The following is a 16,728-nucleotide window of genomic DNA, read 5'->3' as shown; positions in this document are numbered from 1 at the left end:
ACATAGATACATAGAAAAGAAAAAAAGCAAGAATGTTACAGTGACACATAGCCCAAAATCGATTAATCGATTTTGGGCTATGTGTTTTTATGACCTCTTTTTTTACCTATGTATCTATGTGGTTTAATTTTTCGGGTTTTGTGCTTACTGATTAATGGTATATTTGCACCATGGCTAAAGAATTTTATTTAAAACACCACTCCTTTCATATTAAGGCAATTTTTTCTGCATTGAAAGACATCTTCGAAAAAAACGAATATGCGGATAAGGCGATCGAAAAAGTAATGAAAGCGAATAAGTATTGGGATGTTCGCGAACGCGGATTTGTTTCCGATGTAACCTACGACATGGTTCGTAACTGGCGATTATTATATGTGTCGGCTGGATTAGAACCGGCTGCTAAACTATCCGATCGAAACTTGTGGATGATCTTTGGAACCTATTTGGTTTTTGACGGATATGATTTACCCGAAAGCAATTACTTTAAAGGATTAAGTGAAAAGAAAGTGGTTTCCCAATTGGAGAAATTTCATAAAATCAGAAAAATTAGAGAATCCATTCCGGATTGGTTGGATGAAATTGGTGAAAAGGAGATTGGTAAAGATTGGGACAAAGTGATTCGTGCGTTGAACCAGAAACCAACAACCGTATTAAGAGCAAATTCTTTAAAAACAAATCCGAAGGAACTGCAAACAACTTTAGAAGCAGAAAATATTACCGACAGCACATTGATTTCTTGGTCGCCCGATGCTGTTGAGTTAAAGTTTCAACGAAATGTTTTCCGAACGGAAGCATTTCATAAAGGATTGTTTGAAGTGCAGGATGCCTCTTCTCAAATGGTTTCCGAATTCTTAAATGTACAACCGGGAATGCGGGTGGTGGATGCTTGTGCCGGAGCAGGAGGAAAAACATTGCATTTGGCATCGTTGATGAAAAACAAAGGTCGCATTATTGCCTTGGATGTAAAAGGAAGAAAACTGGAGGAATTAAAAAAGCGGGCTGCAAGAGCAGATGTTCGTATTGTTGAAACACGCGAAATCGATTCTTCGAAAGTTGTAAAACGATTAAAAGATACAGCAGATCGATTGTTGTTGGATGTTCCTTGTTCCGGATTAGGTGTATTAAGACGAAATCCGGATAGTAAATGGAAATTGACGTTGGATGAAATCGAGCGCGTAAAAACATTACAACGTGAAATCCTTACTAATTTTTCAGACATCACCAAAGTGGGAGGGAAGATGGTATATGCGACTTGTAGCATATTGCCTTCAGAAGGAGAAGATCAAGTGAAATGGTTTTTAAGTACAGTGGGTGATAAATGGAACTTACTTGGAGAAAAACGTTATTCTCCGGAAGTATATCATGCCGATGGTTTTTATATGGCGTTGTTAGAACGTGTAAAATAATTTTTTAAGCGTGTAAAAACACAATTCATTTTTAGTTTTTGCAACTAATTTTGCTCTTTGACAGTTTATTCGATTTTTTGAAAAAACAGAAAAAAACAGCGTTTTCAGAAAATAATTCAAAAATCATGAAAAATAATTTCATTTATTTTTGATGTGAATTAGAGACAAAATGGATTCAAAATGATTGATGTTTTTGAATGAATTGTAATGCAAATAAAAAAATAAAAAATCAAACAGTGTTTTTTTAATCTTCTGAATATATTGTAAAATCAATTAGTGCAGAGGTGAACAAAAAAAATAAAAAACAATTTTTTGAAAATTGATTTGAGTTTTTCAATTTAAAAATTTCAAAATCGAAAAGAGGATGAAGGAGGATATTAACAATATGAACAATTTAATGTTAATAAAATAAACCATAATTTTTTCGTTTGTGTTAAATATTTTTCTTACTTCGTATCAAATAATTTAATAACCAAAAAAACCATGGCAAAAAAAGCAAAAAAAGCTGCTCCAAAAAAAGCAGCGAAAAAAGCAGCTAAGAAAAAAGCAGCTCCAAAAAAAGCAGCTAAAAAAACAGCAAAAAAAGCAGCTAAAAAGAAAAAGTAAGAAAGAGCCCTTCGGGGCTTTTTTTTTGCTCTTTACTTTCCCTCCTCTCCATCATCTCTCAACACACACTATAATACATCAACTCCACTCAGCAGGACTATTCAATTGGTCACAGTGATTGCGAAGTGCAGATTATCGTAAATTCTACTTATTCTCTTTTGGAGTTATTCCAATACCGGGTGAATCATTCAAGGTAATCTTCCCATCCGTAAATGTGATTCCATCAAACAAATTGTTTTTGATGAGCAATGCACCATCTAAATCGGCATAGTCGGCAAACGGACTTAATTGTGCAGCAGCAGAAATTGCACAAGAGGTTTCACTCATACATCCAATCAATACTTTTAAATGGAGCGCACGTGCTTGCTGAATGATTCGATTGGCCTCGTGCATGCCTGTACATTTCATTAATTTAATATTGACACCGTGATAGCAATCTTTTACTTTCTCAAGATCTACATAACGCTGAATACTCTCATCGGCAAAAAGGGGGAGCGGACTTCTCTCAAACAACCATCGTGCATCATCCCAGTTGGTTTTAGGTAATGCTTGCTCAACAAACAAAACATTCTTGTCTGCTAACCATTCGATCATCTCCAACGCATCTTCTTTCTTTTTCCATCCTTGATTTACATCTATCGCAATCGGTTTATCGGTAATGCTTCGTATGGTTTCAATACTTGCTCTATCCTTTTCACCGTTCAGCTTTACTTTTAAAATTTTATAGGACGTCCCATCTTCTATCTTCTGTTTCAAAATTTCAGGTTCGTCAATTCCCAGTGTATAGGTTGTAAAGGGTGTATCCTCTTTATTGGCTCCCAACAATTGCCAGCAAGGTTTATTTTTCAGCTTCCCAACTAAATCGTGTAAGGCAATATCAATACTTGCTTTTGCTGCACATTGATGAGGGGCCACCAAATCAATTTCCTGAAGTAAGGATTCTATTTCAAATGGGTTCTTCCAGTTTTCAATAAGTGGAGTGCAGCGTTTTAAAAATGCAAGCACCGTTTCATGTGATTCTCCCAAATAAGGAGGCATACTTGCTTCCCCATAACCAATCACGCCTTCATGTTCCAATTCCACAAGAACAATTGGAGTGGAGGTGCGTGTGCCGTGTGCAATTTTAAACGGACGCTTAAAATATAAGGTATGGGGTGTGTAGGAGAGTTTCAATGGAATTATTTTCTACGAATGTAATTAGAATATTGTATTCATCCATTTGCATCCTTAAGTTTCTAGATGGTTAAATTTTATAGGAGGGAACAATTCACCTGTTAATTGTTTGTTAATAGAACCATTTGCTCACGTATATATATATCCTATATTTGTATACTAAACAAACAAACTTTTAAAAATGAAAAAGATAATCTTATTATTAGCGAGTCCGGCTATTTTATTTTTAGCAAGTTGCGGTGGTTCAAAAACAGAAGAAACTGCAGTTGCTATCCCGGGAATGATGGAAGTAGAGCTTAAAATTAATGGAAATGCACTTTCAATCATGGTTCCTGATTCTACAAAAGGAAAAATGGAAATGGTAGAACAATCATGGGGTGCTACCGAAATTAAAGTGGGGAAAGATTTTCAAATCTCGATTGAAGAAGGTGAAGGGGATGTTGCTTTGATGAAAAGTGATATTTCTGGAAATGATGTAAACAAATTCAAGCGTTATTTAAAAGATGAACCTACATTATTGTTTTGGGAATCTGAAATAACAGCTCCTGAATTTCACTTCTATTCAATTGTAAAACCTGGAACGGTATCTTATATTGTTAAAGATATAGCTGGAGATATGTTTGGAGAAAAAGCAACTGAAACAATGGTGGAATCTGCTAAAACATTAAAAGCAAAAGATGCTCCTAAACCGGAAGCATAATTTATACATTACCTTATTAAAAAAGCCTTACTTGCATTTCAAGTAAGGCTTTTTTGTTTTAGATTCCTCCTCCCGATAGTCCCGATAGTCCCGATAGCTATCGGGATCGGGATTGGTCGGGATGACAAGTGTTATCTCTCTGATAACAATTGCAAATATCCTTTTGCATTGATCTCTTTTCCTCTGTTCGTTGTGGCTTTTAAAATATAAAAATAGGTTCCATCGGGTGCTGGTTTTCCATTTTTTGCTTTTCCATTCCAGCCACCAGTTAATCCATTGTAATCGGCCATTTTTAATCCCCAACGATCATATATGCTGTACTCAATCTCTTTCATGTGTGAGCTGGTCACCAAAAATAAATCGTTGGTTAGATCGCCATTGGGTGTAAATACATTCGGTATAAAAATCGTTCCTTCGCCTTCCACAATGATACAATATCTGGCCGTGTCGCTGCAGCCTCCTGTATTTTGAACAATCAAATCCACACAATAGTTGCCCTCATTTTCATACAAATGGTTCGGAGAAAATAAAATAGATCCATTCGCTGTTCCTGACCCCGGATCTCCAAACGCCCAAATATAACTTGTACCTCCTGTTGAGGTATTTATAAAATCAACCGTTGTGTTTGGATCTACAACATTGGATGGCGCAATTGTAAAATTGGCTACCGGATAATCAAAAACAGTGATCATATTCGGAACTGTTGTTGTTCCTACACATCCATTTGCATCGGTACATTCAATACTCACTGAATAAACACCCGCGTTTAAAAAACAATGATTAGGTGATGCCGTAGTCGCTGAATCCCCGTCTCCGAAATCATACATCACACTTGCACAACTTGTTCCGGCTAATTCGTTAAACTGAACACACAATGGTTTGCAATCTGTAAATTGATCGGCAGTGAAGTTGGGTGTCGGTAATGCATTAATCGTTACCGTTTGTGCTGCCGTATCACCACAGGTTCCTGAAAAAATATGGGTCACTGTAAATGTTCCTGCTCCGGAAACGGCCGGATCAAATGTTCCCACACTTGTATTCGTAATTCCTGTTCCACTCCAAACTCCTCCTGCGGTTACCGGAGTTAAATTAAAGGCGGCATCATCGATACAATGTGCTGGCTCAGCATTGATGGTTGCATCGGGTGGCAAACTTAAAACTTGTATGATGGAGGTGTCCATAGCCGGACAAGGAACAGTTAGATTATAAAATATAGTATAGGTCCCCGGACCGGCAAGTGAAGGATTAAATACTCCGGTAGTTGCATTGATACACGTTCCGCACGATGCACTCCAAACGCCTCCGGAGGATGCTGCATTAAAATTTACTAATGCACTTGAATCGCAAACCGTAAAACTTGAAAACGGTGAAAGAATGGTTGGATCGTTCGCAACTGGTGGAGCAGTGGTGCTATTTTGTGCAAGAAATCCTGCGAAGCCCGGACCGGAACTTACTTTTAAAATCAAAATATTTAATCCCGGTTGCCATCCACTGCACAACGAAAAAGATAATCCTCCTGCAGCACTGAAGCCAACATTAAAATAAGGAGAAGCAGCAGGCACACCTGCAAGTAATCCTGTTTGTGGAACGCCATTAATGTATACTTCATCCACCGAATTGTCGGTGAAAAAATCCATATTCAAACAAAAGGTTGCTGAATCTGAAAATGAACTTCCACATGCATTCACACAAGGAAGATAAAATTCAATTTTATAATAGTAATCGGTATTCACCGAATGGGTACCTGTTGCTGAATGTGAAATCCAATCACAATCCGGCCACGGACTTGTATAATAACTACCGGGAACACTGCTCATCACAATTGCAGGAAAATAGGGGCCGGCAATAGAGCCGGTTGCAATTTGCCAATTCGCATCATTACTTCCTCCCGGAAGTGTTCCACCCACACCATTGGTTGCTGTATTAAAAAGTGTTCCTGTTGGAACGGTGCTGCTGGAACATGTAACGGTATCCGCACAGTCAATTAATCCATCTCCATCATCGTCAACACCATTTCCACAATCTTCTTGTGCAAAGGTGGATGTCATGAACAAGGAAAAAGAAAAGAGTAGTAGTAGTTTTTTCATGTAGCGTTGTGTTTTTAAGAGCGATGCTCTTAATAGATTGAAAAAGGATTGAAAAGGTTGCATGCACAGGAATGAAATGCAAATTACGGAGCGTCATTGCAAGGCACGAAACAATCTTTCATTTGCTCGTAGATTGATTACTTCACTCGCAATGACACTCCGAAAATGAAATAAAATAAATACCTTTACTCCCGAAATGAACCGTTTACTCTCTTTATATCTTGGCTCTTTTGCTAACATTCAGCGCAATATTTGGATTCTATCTCTTGCCATGTTTGTCAATAGAAGTGGTTCGATGGTCTTGCTGTTTACCTCACTATACCTTACCAAAGATTTACACTTTACTATTTCTGAAGCTGGAATTGCGTTGAGCTTTTATGGAATAGGAAGTGTGTTGGGCTTCGTATGCCGGTGGATGGTTAACCGATCGAAAGAATTTTTTCGACATCATGTTTTTTTCACTCATCATCAGTGGATTGATCCTTTTATTGCTGTTGGTCGCTACAACACCTTTTACTATTTCGTTGATTATTTTTTGTTATGCTTTTGCTGCTGATATTTTTCGCCCGGCTAATTCAAAAGCAATTGCAGCCTATAGTACTCCCGAAAACAGAACCCGCTCCGTTTCATTGGTACGTTTGGCCATCAACTTAGGATTTTCAATCGGACCGGCTGCAGGAGGATTTGTTGCCTTGTATCTTGGATACAAATGGTTGTTTGTAATTGATGCCTGCTCCGGATTTTTAGCAGCAGCAATGTTGTGGATTTATCTCCCGAGAGTCACCGATGAAAGTAAAAAAAGTGAATCAGCGGTGTTAGACGATCGCTCCACATCTGCCTACCGCGATTGGCAGTATTTGATTTTTATTGTGCTCGTTGCTTTTTTTGGGATCTGTTTTTTCAACTCTTTGCCAGCATGCCACAATATTTTGCTGAGGTATGCAAATACAATGAAGATACAATCGGACTGCTCATGGCATTAAATGGTTTTCTGGTGGTGGTGATTGAAATGCCCTTGGTAGCCGCATTGGAAAAAAATAAAAACATATTTGCATTTATCATTGCCGGAGTATTGTGTTTGCCGGTTTCATTTGCCATTTTACATTTTGGAAATGGAATATTGATTTGGGCAGTCATCTATACCTTATTCATCACCATGTCCGAAATTCTGGCCATGCCATTTATGATGAACTATTCTTTATCCCGACCGGCAAAAGAACGACAAGGGCAATATTCTGCTTTGTATTCCATTTCATACGGACTCGCAAATATCTTTGCCCCGCTATTAGGTTTGGGCATTGCTGATAAATACGGTTTTGATAAAATGTTCTACTTTTTTATCGGATTGAGTTTGTTAACCGCCTTTGGGTTTTGGTTGTTGAAGCGAAGAGATGGGAGAAGGTGATTGTTTATTTGTTTGCTTATGGGAAAAAACATCAGACCAATTCTCTGAAAATATATTTTTCATCATAGTCTACTTCGAATTTTTTAAGAAAATCAAGATACTCTTCTCTAAAGGTATTCTTGCGGTGATGTAGCTCCTGATTTTCTATGTATTTAATAACATCCTTAATTTGTGATTTCCCATAAGAAAAGGCACCATAACCTTCCTGCCATTCAAATCTTCCATGAACAAACCTCTTTTCATTAATCCACTTTGAAGAACTTCCTTTTATGTCTTGCATCAATTCTGAAATAGATTGCGTTGGACGTAAGCCAATAAAAACATGAATGTGGTCAGATACACCATTTATAGCAATCATTTTATGGTTGTTTCCTTGAACAATACCCGTAATGTATTTATATAATTCGTTTTTCCAAGAATCTTTAATGCAAGAGTCTCTGTGTTTAACTGCGAAAACAACTTGAATGTGTATCTGGGTATAGGTGTTTGGCATACGATGTCGTCCCTACGGGACTTTATTTTGTTTATATTTTATTCTTATTATCGACATTTAATCCCTAACGGGATTTTTCAAAAGTAATTTATAAAACTAAAAAGAACTGCTATGATTTGTAGCAATATGATAAATGGACTTTAATATTCAGACAGAAAAGAGATTTTCAATTGTAATTATTGTCCCGTAGGGACATCCTATCGGCAGAAGAAAGGAGTAAGTGTTTTTTGAGTCCCGTAGGGAAGATATGTCGGTACTATGCGGCCTTTTATTCTTTCAAAAAAACATCATACCCGTATCTCAAAATCATAATGGATACAATCACCAGAAAGACAATCCGCACAAACCCATTTCCTTTTTTGAGTGCAATCTTACTTCCAATCACACTCCCGATAATGTTGAATGCCGACATTAAAATCGCCAACTCTAAAATATAGTCTCCATTTTTAATAAATACGATCAACGCGGAAATATTAGTGATGCAATTAATGATTTTAGAATAAGCAGATGCATTCACAAACTCAAATCCCAGAATCACCACAAATCCTAAAACGAAAAAGCTTCCGGTACCCGGACCGAAAAAACCATCATAGAATCCTACTACTATTCCAATCAATGAGCCAAATATGATTTGTTTGTTTCTTGTCAGCTGTTTGGTTTGAATCGATCCTAAATCTTTTTTAATGAAGGTGTAAATGGCAATTAAAATGAGAATGACTAAAATGATGGGTTTTAATGTTTCTACTTTTATGAAGCTAACTGCTTTTGCTCCCAGGAAAGAAGCAACGAAAGAAAAGAAGGAGATGATGAGTAGCAGTTTATAATCAAATTTGATTCGTTTGGAATATTGATATGCTGCAACGGATGTCCCGGCAAGTGCTGCAATTTTATTGGTTCCGAAAAGTGTCAGCAAAGGTTGGTTGGGCATGTTGATGAGTAAACCCGGTAATTGAATCAATCCACCACCTCCTACAATGGCATCGATAAACCCTGCAATGAATGCGAGTGCAATCAACGAAAGAATTACAATGGAAGTGTGGTCGAGAAAGATGTTGGAGAGATGCATTTAGTAGACTTTGCTTTTTCTTTATAATATCCTTGGAGTGATATGTGCAGTTCTTCCGATAATATGTGTTTTTTTATCAGGAAGAAGATATTCAAGATATTGACGCTTGCAACTGCCGTCTTTTGCTTTCAGCTCTTTGCTTACTAAGCTGAAATTATCAACTTTCAAAATTGTCTTGTATACTATATCCGACTTATTACTAACGCAGGTGAACTTCCCTTTGTTTAAGCATTTGAAAATTACATCTTCTGAAAAGCTGCCAAAGCAATCAAATGTGACAGTATCAGAAGATCTCAAAGTGCGTATCAAAATTCTTTTTTCTGCTTCATTTGAGCGTTTGACTAATCGGATGAGATATTTTTTATTGAGGTAAAGTGTAAAATCAGAGGTTCGAATTACCAGGATGGATTGTGAATTACTGTGTGCTTGGATGATTGTCGTATCCATCAGATCTGTTTGCGTCAGAGACTGTGAAGACAAGTTAGAAAAGATAAATAACAGAGGCAGTAAAAATAGTAATCTCATTTACCAAATATACTCAAAACCATTTAAAACAAAAACGCCCCAACATTTCTGTAAGGGCGTTCTCTAAATTAGTTGAGCTTATTGAGAAACCATTTTTTTCTCTTGACTCTTTCGTTCGGTTTCATCCAAAATAACTTTACGCATACGGATAGAACCCGGAGTTACTTCCACATACTCATCCATTTGAATGTATTCCATTGCTTCCTCTAAAGAGAAATTAATTTTTGGAGCAATGCGCATTTTATCATCTGTACCAGATGCACGCATATTACTTAATTTTTTCTCCTTCGTGATATTTACAACGATATCATCCTGACGGTTGTTTTCTCCGATTACTTGTCCGGTGTAAATTGGTTCACCTGGATCAACAAAGAATTTACCTCTGTCTTGTAATTTATCGATAGAATAAGGAATTGCAGTCCCCAATTCACCTGAAATTAAAACACCGTTGTTACGGCTAGGGATTGGACCTTTCCATGGTTCAAATGCTTTAAAACGATGTGCCATGATTGCCTCACCTGCTGTTGCAGTTAAGATGTTGTTACGCAATCCGATGATACCACGTGAAGGAATTTCAAATTCCAAATGTTGTAAATCACCTTTTGGTTCCATTAATAACATGTCGCCTTTACGTTGACTTACATACTCGATTACTTTTCCTGCAGATTCTTCAGGAACGTCAACCGTTAAATATTCAATTGGTTCACATTTCACACCATCAATTTCTTTGATGATTACCTGTGGCTGTCCAACTTGTAATTCATATCCTTCACGTCTCATTGTTTCAATTAAAACAGATAAGTGAAGAATACCACGACCAAATACTAAATAAGAGTCAGCAGAGTTTGTTTCTTCTACACGTAAAGCAAGATTTTTTTCTAATTCTTTAAATAAACGATCACGTAAGTGACGTGATGTTACAAATTTTCCTTCCTTACCAAAGAATGGTGAGTTGTTAATACAAAACAACATGTTCATGGTTGGTTCATCAATCGCGATAGGTGTTAATCCTTCCGGATTTTCAAAATCAGCAATCGTATCACCAATTTCAAATCCATCAATTCCGGTTATCGCAACAATTTCTCCAGATTCAATTGATTCCGTTGTTTTTGCTTTTCCTAAACCTTCGAAAATGAATAATTCTTTTATACGAGATTTAATGATAGAGCCATCTCTTTTCACTAACGATACTGGCATGTTTTCTTTTACTGAACCACAATATACTCTTCCAACTGCAATACGTCCAACAAAAGAAGAATAATCCAAGGAAGTGATTTGCATTTGCAAGGTTCCTTCTTGACGAGGAGCTTCCGGGAAGAAATCAATGATGGTATCCAATAAATAAGTAATGTCGGAAGTTGGATTTTTCCAATCCGGACCCATCCAACCTTGTTTGGACGAACCGTAAACGGTTTTGAAATCCAATTGTTCTTCGGTAGCATCTAAGTTGAAGAACAAATCAAAAACTTGATCATGTACTTCGTCTGGGCGACAGTTTGGTTTATCCACTTTGTTGATTACCAATACTACGCGCTTGCCTTGTGCTAATGCTTTTTGTGTTACGAAACGTGTTTGAGGCATTGCACCTTCAAATGCATCCACTAACAAAACAACACCATCCGCCATGTTCAATACACGTTCTACTTCTCCTCCAAAGTCAGCATGGCCCGGAGTATCAATGATGTTGATTTTTGTTCCTTTATATCGTACTGAAACGTTTTTTGCCAAAATGGTAATACCACGTTCGCGTTCCAAATCGTTGTTATCAAGAATTAGTTCTCCTGATTCCTGATTTTCGCGGAACAATTTTCCTGTGTGTAAAATTTTATCTACCAGGGTTGTTTTTCCGTGATCGACATGGGCAATGATGGCAATGTTTCTAATGTTTTTCATTTTGTTTGTGTTAAAGCACGAATGTTTCAAATCAAATCAGATTCTCACTATTCGTAAATAGTTCATTTTAAGGGTGCAAAAGTAGTCAATTTTATTCGTATTTGAGCATAAGCCGACCGTATATAATTGATGTTTGTCGAAAATATGTACTAAATAGCCACAGATTCACTGATTTATAGGGGATTTCTTATCTTTCAAATAGGTTAACAGAGGACAGAAATTAACGACTATTTATAAATCCTTTTACCTAATTTTACACAAAAAAATTTGTGAATCTGTGGCGAAATTCGGGAAAATCTAGTTCTATAAAACAATGAAAAACACTAAAATTTGGTATGCCAACCCTACAGTGGAAAGCATCGAATGGATGAATGCCAATACTGTTGCTGAATCCTTGCACATTCGGGTTACTGAAATCGGGGATGATTATATCAAAGGAACCATGCCAGTGGATGGGCGAACAAAACAGCCATTCGGACTCCTACACGGTGGTGCATCGGTTGCTTTGGCAGAAACGTTGGGAAGTATTGCTTCTTTTTTAATGGTGAACCCCGATTTATTTATTGGAGTCGGCATCGAAATCAATGCCAATCATATCAAAGCGGTAACCGGTGGAATGGTAACCGGAATATGCAAACCCATTCATGCCAAAGGGATGAATCACATTTGGGAAATTAAAATTTACAACGATGCAGGTGACTTAACCTGTATCAGTAGGTTTACCTGCAGTGTTGTTTCAAAAGCGAAAGTATTAGGGAAAGGATAGTTAGTTCGCAAAAAAGGCTTCGGCTGTAATTTTTTTCGCTTGCTCTGTTTCATCTGGCCGAATTTTTATCTCATAGGTTGAATACGAATCAAGTGAACCTCTTTTTTCCTTTTTCATCACCAGCGCATCTTTCCCGTCATTCAGCTGAATGAAGGTATTGTTGTTTTTAAATCCCCCTTTTACGTTAATATTGCTGAATGTTTGCTCTGCATTCCAATCGTTGCCAAAATAGATTTTTAAAAAATATTCTCCATCAGGTACTTCTCCCATTTTTATTTCCGATTCACTGTTCATGTATAAGTTGCGGATGGTTTTATTCGGAGCATTTTTTTCTACCAAACAAACAATCGCTTCAAGCTTGCTTCCATTAAAAAAGGCGATACTGTTTTTACTGCCTTCATCGTAGCGCTCTTCACCAAAAAAAGTAGTGAACGGAGAATCATAGTTACTAATTGGAAAGGGAGCAGCAGGAGCTTCTGACTCTGCTGGTTGCTCTGTTTTTTGAAGAACAGTAGTGGACGAAGCCGTTGTTTTTTCAGTAGAATATGAAATGATAAAGTACAATAGGATGAGTGCAATTCCAATACTTACCAAGATTTGCCAGGTTTCCTTTTCTTCCTTTTTCTCCGGTTTGTTCGCTGCCGCTTTTCGCTGCGCTTGTGCATAGGCTTGTTGCTGTTGATACTGCGCTTGCTGTTGGGCATACTGATAAGCGTTGCCGGTGTATTGCGGTCCGCCCGAGCTTGGTCGTTGTTGCGGCTGTGTGCGGTTCGTGTAAGAAGCTTTTAAATCGTATTTTTTTCGCTTTTCAGGATTGGAAAGAATCGCATACGCTTGTTGAATTTCTTTAAAATATTCTTCCGCAGCTTTATTGCCGATATTTTTATCCGGATGGTATTTTTTCGCCAACAAGCGATACGCACTTTTGATTTCTTCAAAAGTAGCAGTGCTCTTTACTTCTAAAATAATATAATAATTCTTTTCTGCCATTTTTTTCTAGCAACTAATCAGCACAAAATTAAAAAGACGGACTGCTTACCGTTCTGAATTTCTGTGTATTTATTTTTGAATTTTTCGGATACTTAACAGAAAAAGAAAGCTCAATTTTTTTTACTTCACCAGGTTGTAGTGTATATTTCCATACCAGCTTCCCTGTTTTTGCATCGAACTCTGCTTTTGTTGTTTCAATGGCATCCACCGTTACATCACTTTGTGTAGAAATTGGTAATTGGTCTTCTACTTCAATTTGTATGGGTGTTTTACGATTATTTTTCACCATCATCTCGTAGGCAAATGTTTCCTTGGTGGTATTGCCAATGTATTTTTTTGTATTGAATTCTTTTACCTTGCTACGTGTTACCAATACTTTATTGTCGCGCCCTAAAGATAAATCTAAGGTATCATCCGCACTTCGGGTATAGATATAGGATTGCCCGACAAATGTTCCACCGTAATAAACGTTAGCCGGTCCTTCCACTAAATCCAAATCTTCCCAGCCGGTGATGCGCGCCAATAAAAAGGCATCACGATCAAGTTTGGGCGCACTGAAATGTTGGAATGTAGCCGGTAATTTATATTCAGTTACATCTACGATATACGGTTTTGAATCGGATGGAAACGTATATGGTGTTTTGATTTCAAACTCTGCACTCAATTCGGCAATTTCAATTTCTACAAATTGAACATTGGGTTTTGCTGGAATACTTTTTTGAATCGAAATTTCGTTGCTGTTGGAAATAGAATTCTGCATATAGCCTTCTCCTGATTGATAAGCAGGTGCTGCCGATTTTTGTTTCGCGTAAACATTTCTGTTTTTTTGAACGGAAACATAGGTTAAATCCCACGGAAGCAATTCGGGTTTGGAAGCACTTTTTGATGGGTCGGCTGTAGACAATTTTAGTTTTACATCATTCCAATCAATACCGGTATTGTTGTAAACTTTCGCACGGTACTTTAATTCGATTGGCAAATTAATATCTTCTGCATGCAAGTCGTAGCTGGGTGCCCACCCTGCATCACTTACCAAATATTTTAAATCAACGGTAGAAGAAATTTTAGCGGATGAAGAAATCAATACTGAAATTTCGGAAGTGGGTTGATTGTTTTTTGCATTCAACTCATTCAGTTGCTGATTGATTTTTGTTAATGATTCTTGAAGGGTATTGCGCTTTTTATCCAGCTTTGAAATCTCTGTATTGATTTCTTTGATTCGAGCACGGTAAAAATCAGCGGCAAGTTTTAGTTCTGTAATGGCAACACCTTTATCCTGGCCACCAATGGATTCATTTTTAAGAAGCATATTTTTTTCAGTCATGTATGCATCTTTATCATTGTTGGCAGCACTAATACCATCTGATAAAATGGTTACAGAATCTTTTAGTAGTTTAATTCTGTTGCTTTCTTTTTGGTTGGACATATAATTGACTGCATCCGAAATAGCAAGGATCGCAACATTTCCGCTGGCGCTTACTTGGATACTTTTTGAATCCAATTTTGGTGAGAGTCCGGTAAATGTAATTTTATTTCTACCCGGTGCCAGTGTGATTGTTTTGCTTTGGCTAACTTCTGCTCCATAGAGGTAGATGATAACCGACTGCACCGGAACACTAATGTCTTGAGTGGTTTCAGTCGTTTGGGCAAGTGATACAGTTGTAAAACAAAACGCAATAACCAGTGCAAAAAGTGATTTTATTTTTTTCATGTCGATTTGTTTTAAAAAACAAAACCCTGACATTGATAAACAACTCGTCAGGGTTTTATTAAATGAAATTAAAATTTTATTTTTTCTCTTCGCCTTTAGGAGCAGCAGGAGTAACATCTTTTAAATATACTTGAGAATAATCTCTGTAACGCATCGGGTTAGAGAATAAATTACGAACGTTAGATTTCACCAGACGGTAATTTTCATCATACCACAACATCATAATTGGAGCATCATTCATCATGATTTGTTCAGCTTTCAATAAGTCAGCATATCCTTCTTCTTGTGTTTTTGCAGCTTTTCCGGAGTCAAACAATTTATCAAATTCTTCGTTTTTGTAACGAGGAGTGTTTGGATAAGAAGGTTGAGCAATGTCAGCAGGAACAGTAGCACCATAAAGAATCCACAAAAAGTTTTCTGGGCTAGGGAAATCGGCAATCCAAGCTGCGCGGAAAATTTCAGCACGTGCAAATTTTGCATCTTCCATTTTTTGTTTTTGTGGAACAACTTCAAAGTCAACATTTACATTTAAAACTTCCATCAATTGTTTTTGGATTTCCAAAACAACATTTGTGTTTTTTGCTCCACCGCTGTTCAATTCAATTTTCACTTTCGGGAATCCTTTACCATTAGGATATCCAGCTTCTGCTAATAATTTTTTTGCTTTTTCAGCATCAAAGTCATAACCAGTGATTTTGGTAATGTCGTATCCTTTAAAAGAAGGAGGAGAGATACCATTAATAGCAGGACCGTAAGCTTCACCTTTTAATACATCTTCAACAATTTTATTTCTGTCGATTGCATAAGAGAATGCTTGACGAACTTTAATGTTGTTAAATGGTTCTTTCGTCATGTTGAACTCGTAATACTGACTTGCCATTTCTGGAGAACGCTCTAAAACGTATTTTGGTGGCTTGTTTTGAAAGTCTGCAATTTGGCTTTCCACCATGTCTTTAATAGATTCAGAAGGAAGACCGATAACCATATCCAAGTTACCATTTTGGAAATTATCCAATTCTTGTTTTTTGGTTGGTAAGAAGCTGATGACAACAGAATCCAAGAAAGGTAATTGGTTGCCCAATGAATCTGTTCCGTGGTAGTTGTTGTTACGTTTTAATAATGCTTTATCAGTAGCTCCGTTTTCAACAAACATAAACGGACCGGTACCAACTTTCATATCAGCACCATATTTTTCATAAGCTTCTTTTGCGATTACGCTGGTAACAGGAGATGCCAAAGCAAATAAGAAAGAAGAGCTTGGAGAAGTTAAAGTAATAGAGATGGTGTAATCATCCGGAGTTTTAATTCCGTCAATAGTACCATTTGGCTTACCTTTACTTGCTTCAAAAAATTTGTTTGCACCTACTACGCGATCTTTGAAGGTTGCTGCGAAGTTGGAGTTGTCTTTGTTGTCTGTACATAATAATTCAAAAGCATATTTAAAGTCAGAAGACTTTACTTCTCTGCCTTTTCCGTCAGGGAAACATTCGTTATCTTGGAACATCACGCCTTTCTTTAAATGGAAGGTGTAAGTTGTTCCTGCTGCATCCACATCCCATTTTTCCGCTAAACTAGGGATAATGGAAAGGTCTTTAGCATTAAATTTTACTAATCCTTCGTATATTTGGTTAGCGATATGAGCTGACCCGATATCCGTGATCCCTGCAGGGTAAAGTGTTTGAAATTGTTCAGTTTCATTGATTCGCAACGTTCCGCCATAAACTTTGTCGCCTTTTGCAACTCTGTCGGACCCGCCTTCGCTGGTAGAATTAGAGCAAGAACTAAATAGAACTGCTACAGAGAGGATAACTAAAAAGGATTTTTTCATAAGATTGTATTACTATATATATTGATAAAACGCGTGTATTTGGTGTTAAAATTAAATGCAAGATTACTGCATCTTTCAC

At 37.2% G+C, this 16,728-nt stretch carries 14 protein-coding genes; 5 read left to right on the top strand and 9 right to left on the bottom strand.

Translation table 11 applies throughout. The features are described 5' to 3' along the window. Nucleotides 1-170: 170 nt before the first annotated feature. Nucleotides 171-1,406, top strand: a complete 1,236-nt coding sequence (locus IPP64_17080; protein ID MBL0331076.1) for an RsmB/NOP family class I SAM-dependent RNA methyltransferase — start codon at nt 171-173, stop codon at nt 1,404-1,406. A gap of 750 nt (nt 1,407-2,156) precedes the next feature. Here IPP64_17080 and IPP64_17075 read toward each other — a convergent pair. Next, nucleotides 2,157-3,185 (bottom strand): dipeptide epimerase, encoded by a 1,029-nt coding sequence (locus IPP64_17075; GenBank protein MBL0331075.1) that lies wholly within the window; start codon nt 3,183-3,185, stop codon nt 2,157-2,159. Between the two features lie 181 nt (nt 3,186-3,366). Between IPP64_17075 and IPP64_17070 the strand changes: the two genes are divergently transcribed. Then, nucleotides 3,367-3,885: a hypothetical protein gene (locus tag IPP64_17070; GenBank protein ID MBL0331074.1), complete on the top strand. Its 519-nt coding sequence runs from the start codon at nt 3,367-3,369 to the stop codon at nt 3,883-3,885. A gap of 131 nt (nt 3,886-4,016) precedes the next feature. Here the strand turns inward: IPP64_17070 and IPP64_17065 are convergent, their stop codons facing one another. Continuing rightward, nucleotides 4,017-5,972, bottom strand: coding sequence for a gliding motility-associated C-terminal domain-containing protein (locus IPP64_17065; protein ID MBL0331073.1), 1,956 nt, complete (start codon nt 5,970-5,972; stop codon nt 4,017-4,019). A gap of 389 nt (nt 5,973-6,361) precedes the next feature. Between IPP64_17065 and IPP64_17060 the strand changes: the two genes are divergently transcribed. Both IPP64_17060 and IPP64_17055 read left to right on the top strand, forming a co-directional pair. Then, the gene (locus tag IPP64_17060; GenBank protein MBL0331072.1) at nt 6,362-6,955 is read left to right on the top strand and encodes an MFS transporter; all 594 of its coding nucleotides are present in this window, start codon (nt 6,362-6,364) and stop codon (nt 6,953-6,955) included. After that, entirely contained in the window at nt 6,889-7,377 is a 489-nt protein-coding gene (locus IPP64_17055) for an MFS transporter (GenBank protein ID MBL0331071.1), read from the top strand. Before IPP64_17060 ends, IPP64_17055 begins: the two co-directional genes overlap by 67 nt. A 31-nt stretch (nt 7,378-7,408) precedes the next feature. Here IPP64_17055 and tnpA read toward each other — a convergent pair whose 3' ends face one another. The 4 genes from tnpA to typA form a co-directional block, all read right to left on the bottom strand. Continuing rightward, nucleotides 7,409-7,870 carry an IS200/IS605 family transposase gene (gene tnpA, locus IPP64_17050; GenBank protein ID MBL0331070.1) on the bottom strand — a complete coding sequence of 154 codons (462 nt, stop codon included), beginning with the start codon at nt 7,868-7,870 and terminating at the stop codon, nt 7,409-7,411. Nucleotides 7,871-8,138: 268 nt separating this feature from the next. Further along, the gene (locus tag IPP64_17045) at nt 8,139-8,936 is read right to left on the bottom strand and encodes a TSUP family transporter (protein MBL0331069.1); all 798 of its coding nucleotides are present in this window, start codon (nt 8,934-8,936) and stop codon (nt 8,139-8,141) included. A gap of 21 nt (nt 8,937-8,957) precedes the next feature. Further along, complete coding sequence (locus IPP64_17040) at nt 8,958-9,383, bottom strand: hypothetical protein (GenBank protein MBL0331068.1); 426 nt, start codon at nt 9,381-9,383, stop codon at nt 8,958-8,960. A 156-nt stretch (nt 9,384-9,539) separates the two neighbouring features. Further along, nucleotides 9,540-11,354 (bottom strand): translational GTPase TypA, encoded by a 1,815-nt coding sequence (gene typA / locus IPP64_17035; protein MBL0331067.1) that lies wholly within the window; start codon nt 11,352-11,354, stop codon nt 9,540-9,542. A gap of 313 nt (nt 11,355-11,667) precedes the next feature. On the opposite strand from typA, the gene IPP64_17030 reads away from it, so the two are divergent. Beyond that, a complete protein-coding gene (locus IPP64_17030; GenBank protein MBL0331066.1) occupies nt 11,668-12,120 on the top strand; it encodes a hotdog fold thioesterase in 453 nt (150 codons plus the stop codon). Here the strand turns inward: IPP64_17030 and IPP64_17025 are convergent, their stop codons facing one another. The 3 genes from IPP64_17025 to IPP64_17015 all read right to left on the bottom strand — a co-directional run bounded on the left by IPP64_17025 (nt 12,121) and on the right by IPP64_17015 (nt 16,649). Continuing rightward, on the bottom strand, nt 12,121-13,110 hold the full coding sequence (locus IPP64_17025; GenBank protein ID MBL0331065.1) for a DnaJ domain-containing protein: 990 nt from the start codon (nt 13,108-13,110) through the stop codon (nt 12,121-12,123). 28 nt (nt 13,111-13,138) lie between these two features. After that, complete coding sequence (locus IPP64_17020) at nt 13,139-14,821, bottom strand: mucoidy inhibitor MuiA family protein (protein ID MBL0331064.1); 1,683 nt, start codon at nt 14,819-14,821, stop codon at nt 13,139-13,141. Nucleotides 14,822-14,897: 76 nt separating this feature from the next. Beyond that, nucleotides 14,898-16,649, bottom strand: a complete 1,752-nt coding sequence (locus IPP64_17015; protein MBL0331063.1) for an ABC transporter substrate-binding protein — start codon at nt 16,647-16,649, stop codon at nt 14,898-14,900. Nucleotides 16,650-16,728 lie beyond the last annotated feature (79 nt).

The sequence above is a fragment of the Bacteroidota bacterium genome, from assembly GCA_016722565.1.
Lineage (GTDB): Bacteria > Bacteroidota > Bacteroidia > 2-12-FULL-35-15 > 2-12-FULL-35-15 > 2-12-FULL-35-15.
The sequence above is the reverse complement of the archived record's forward strand: the minus strand, read 5'-3'. Positions and strand labels throughout refer to the sequence as shown.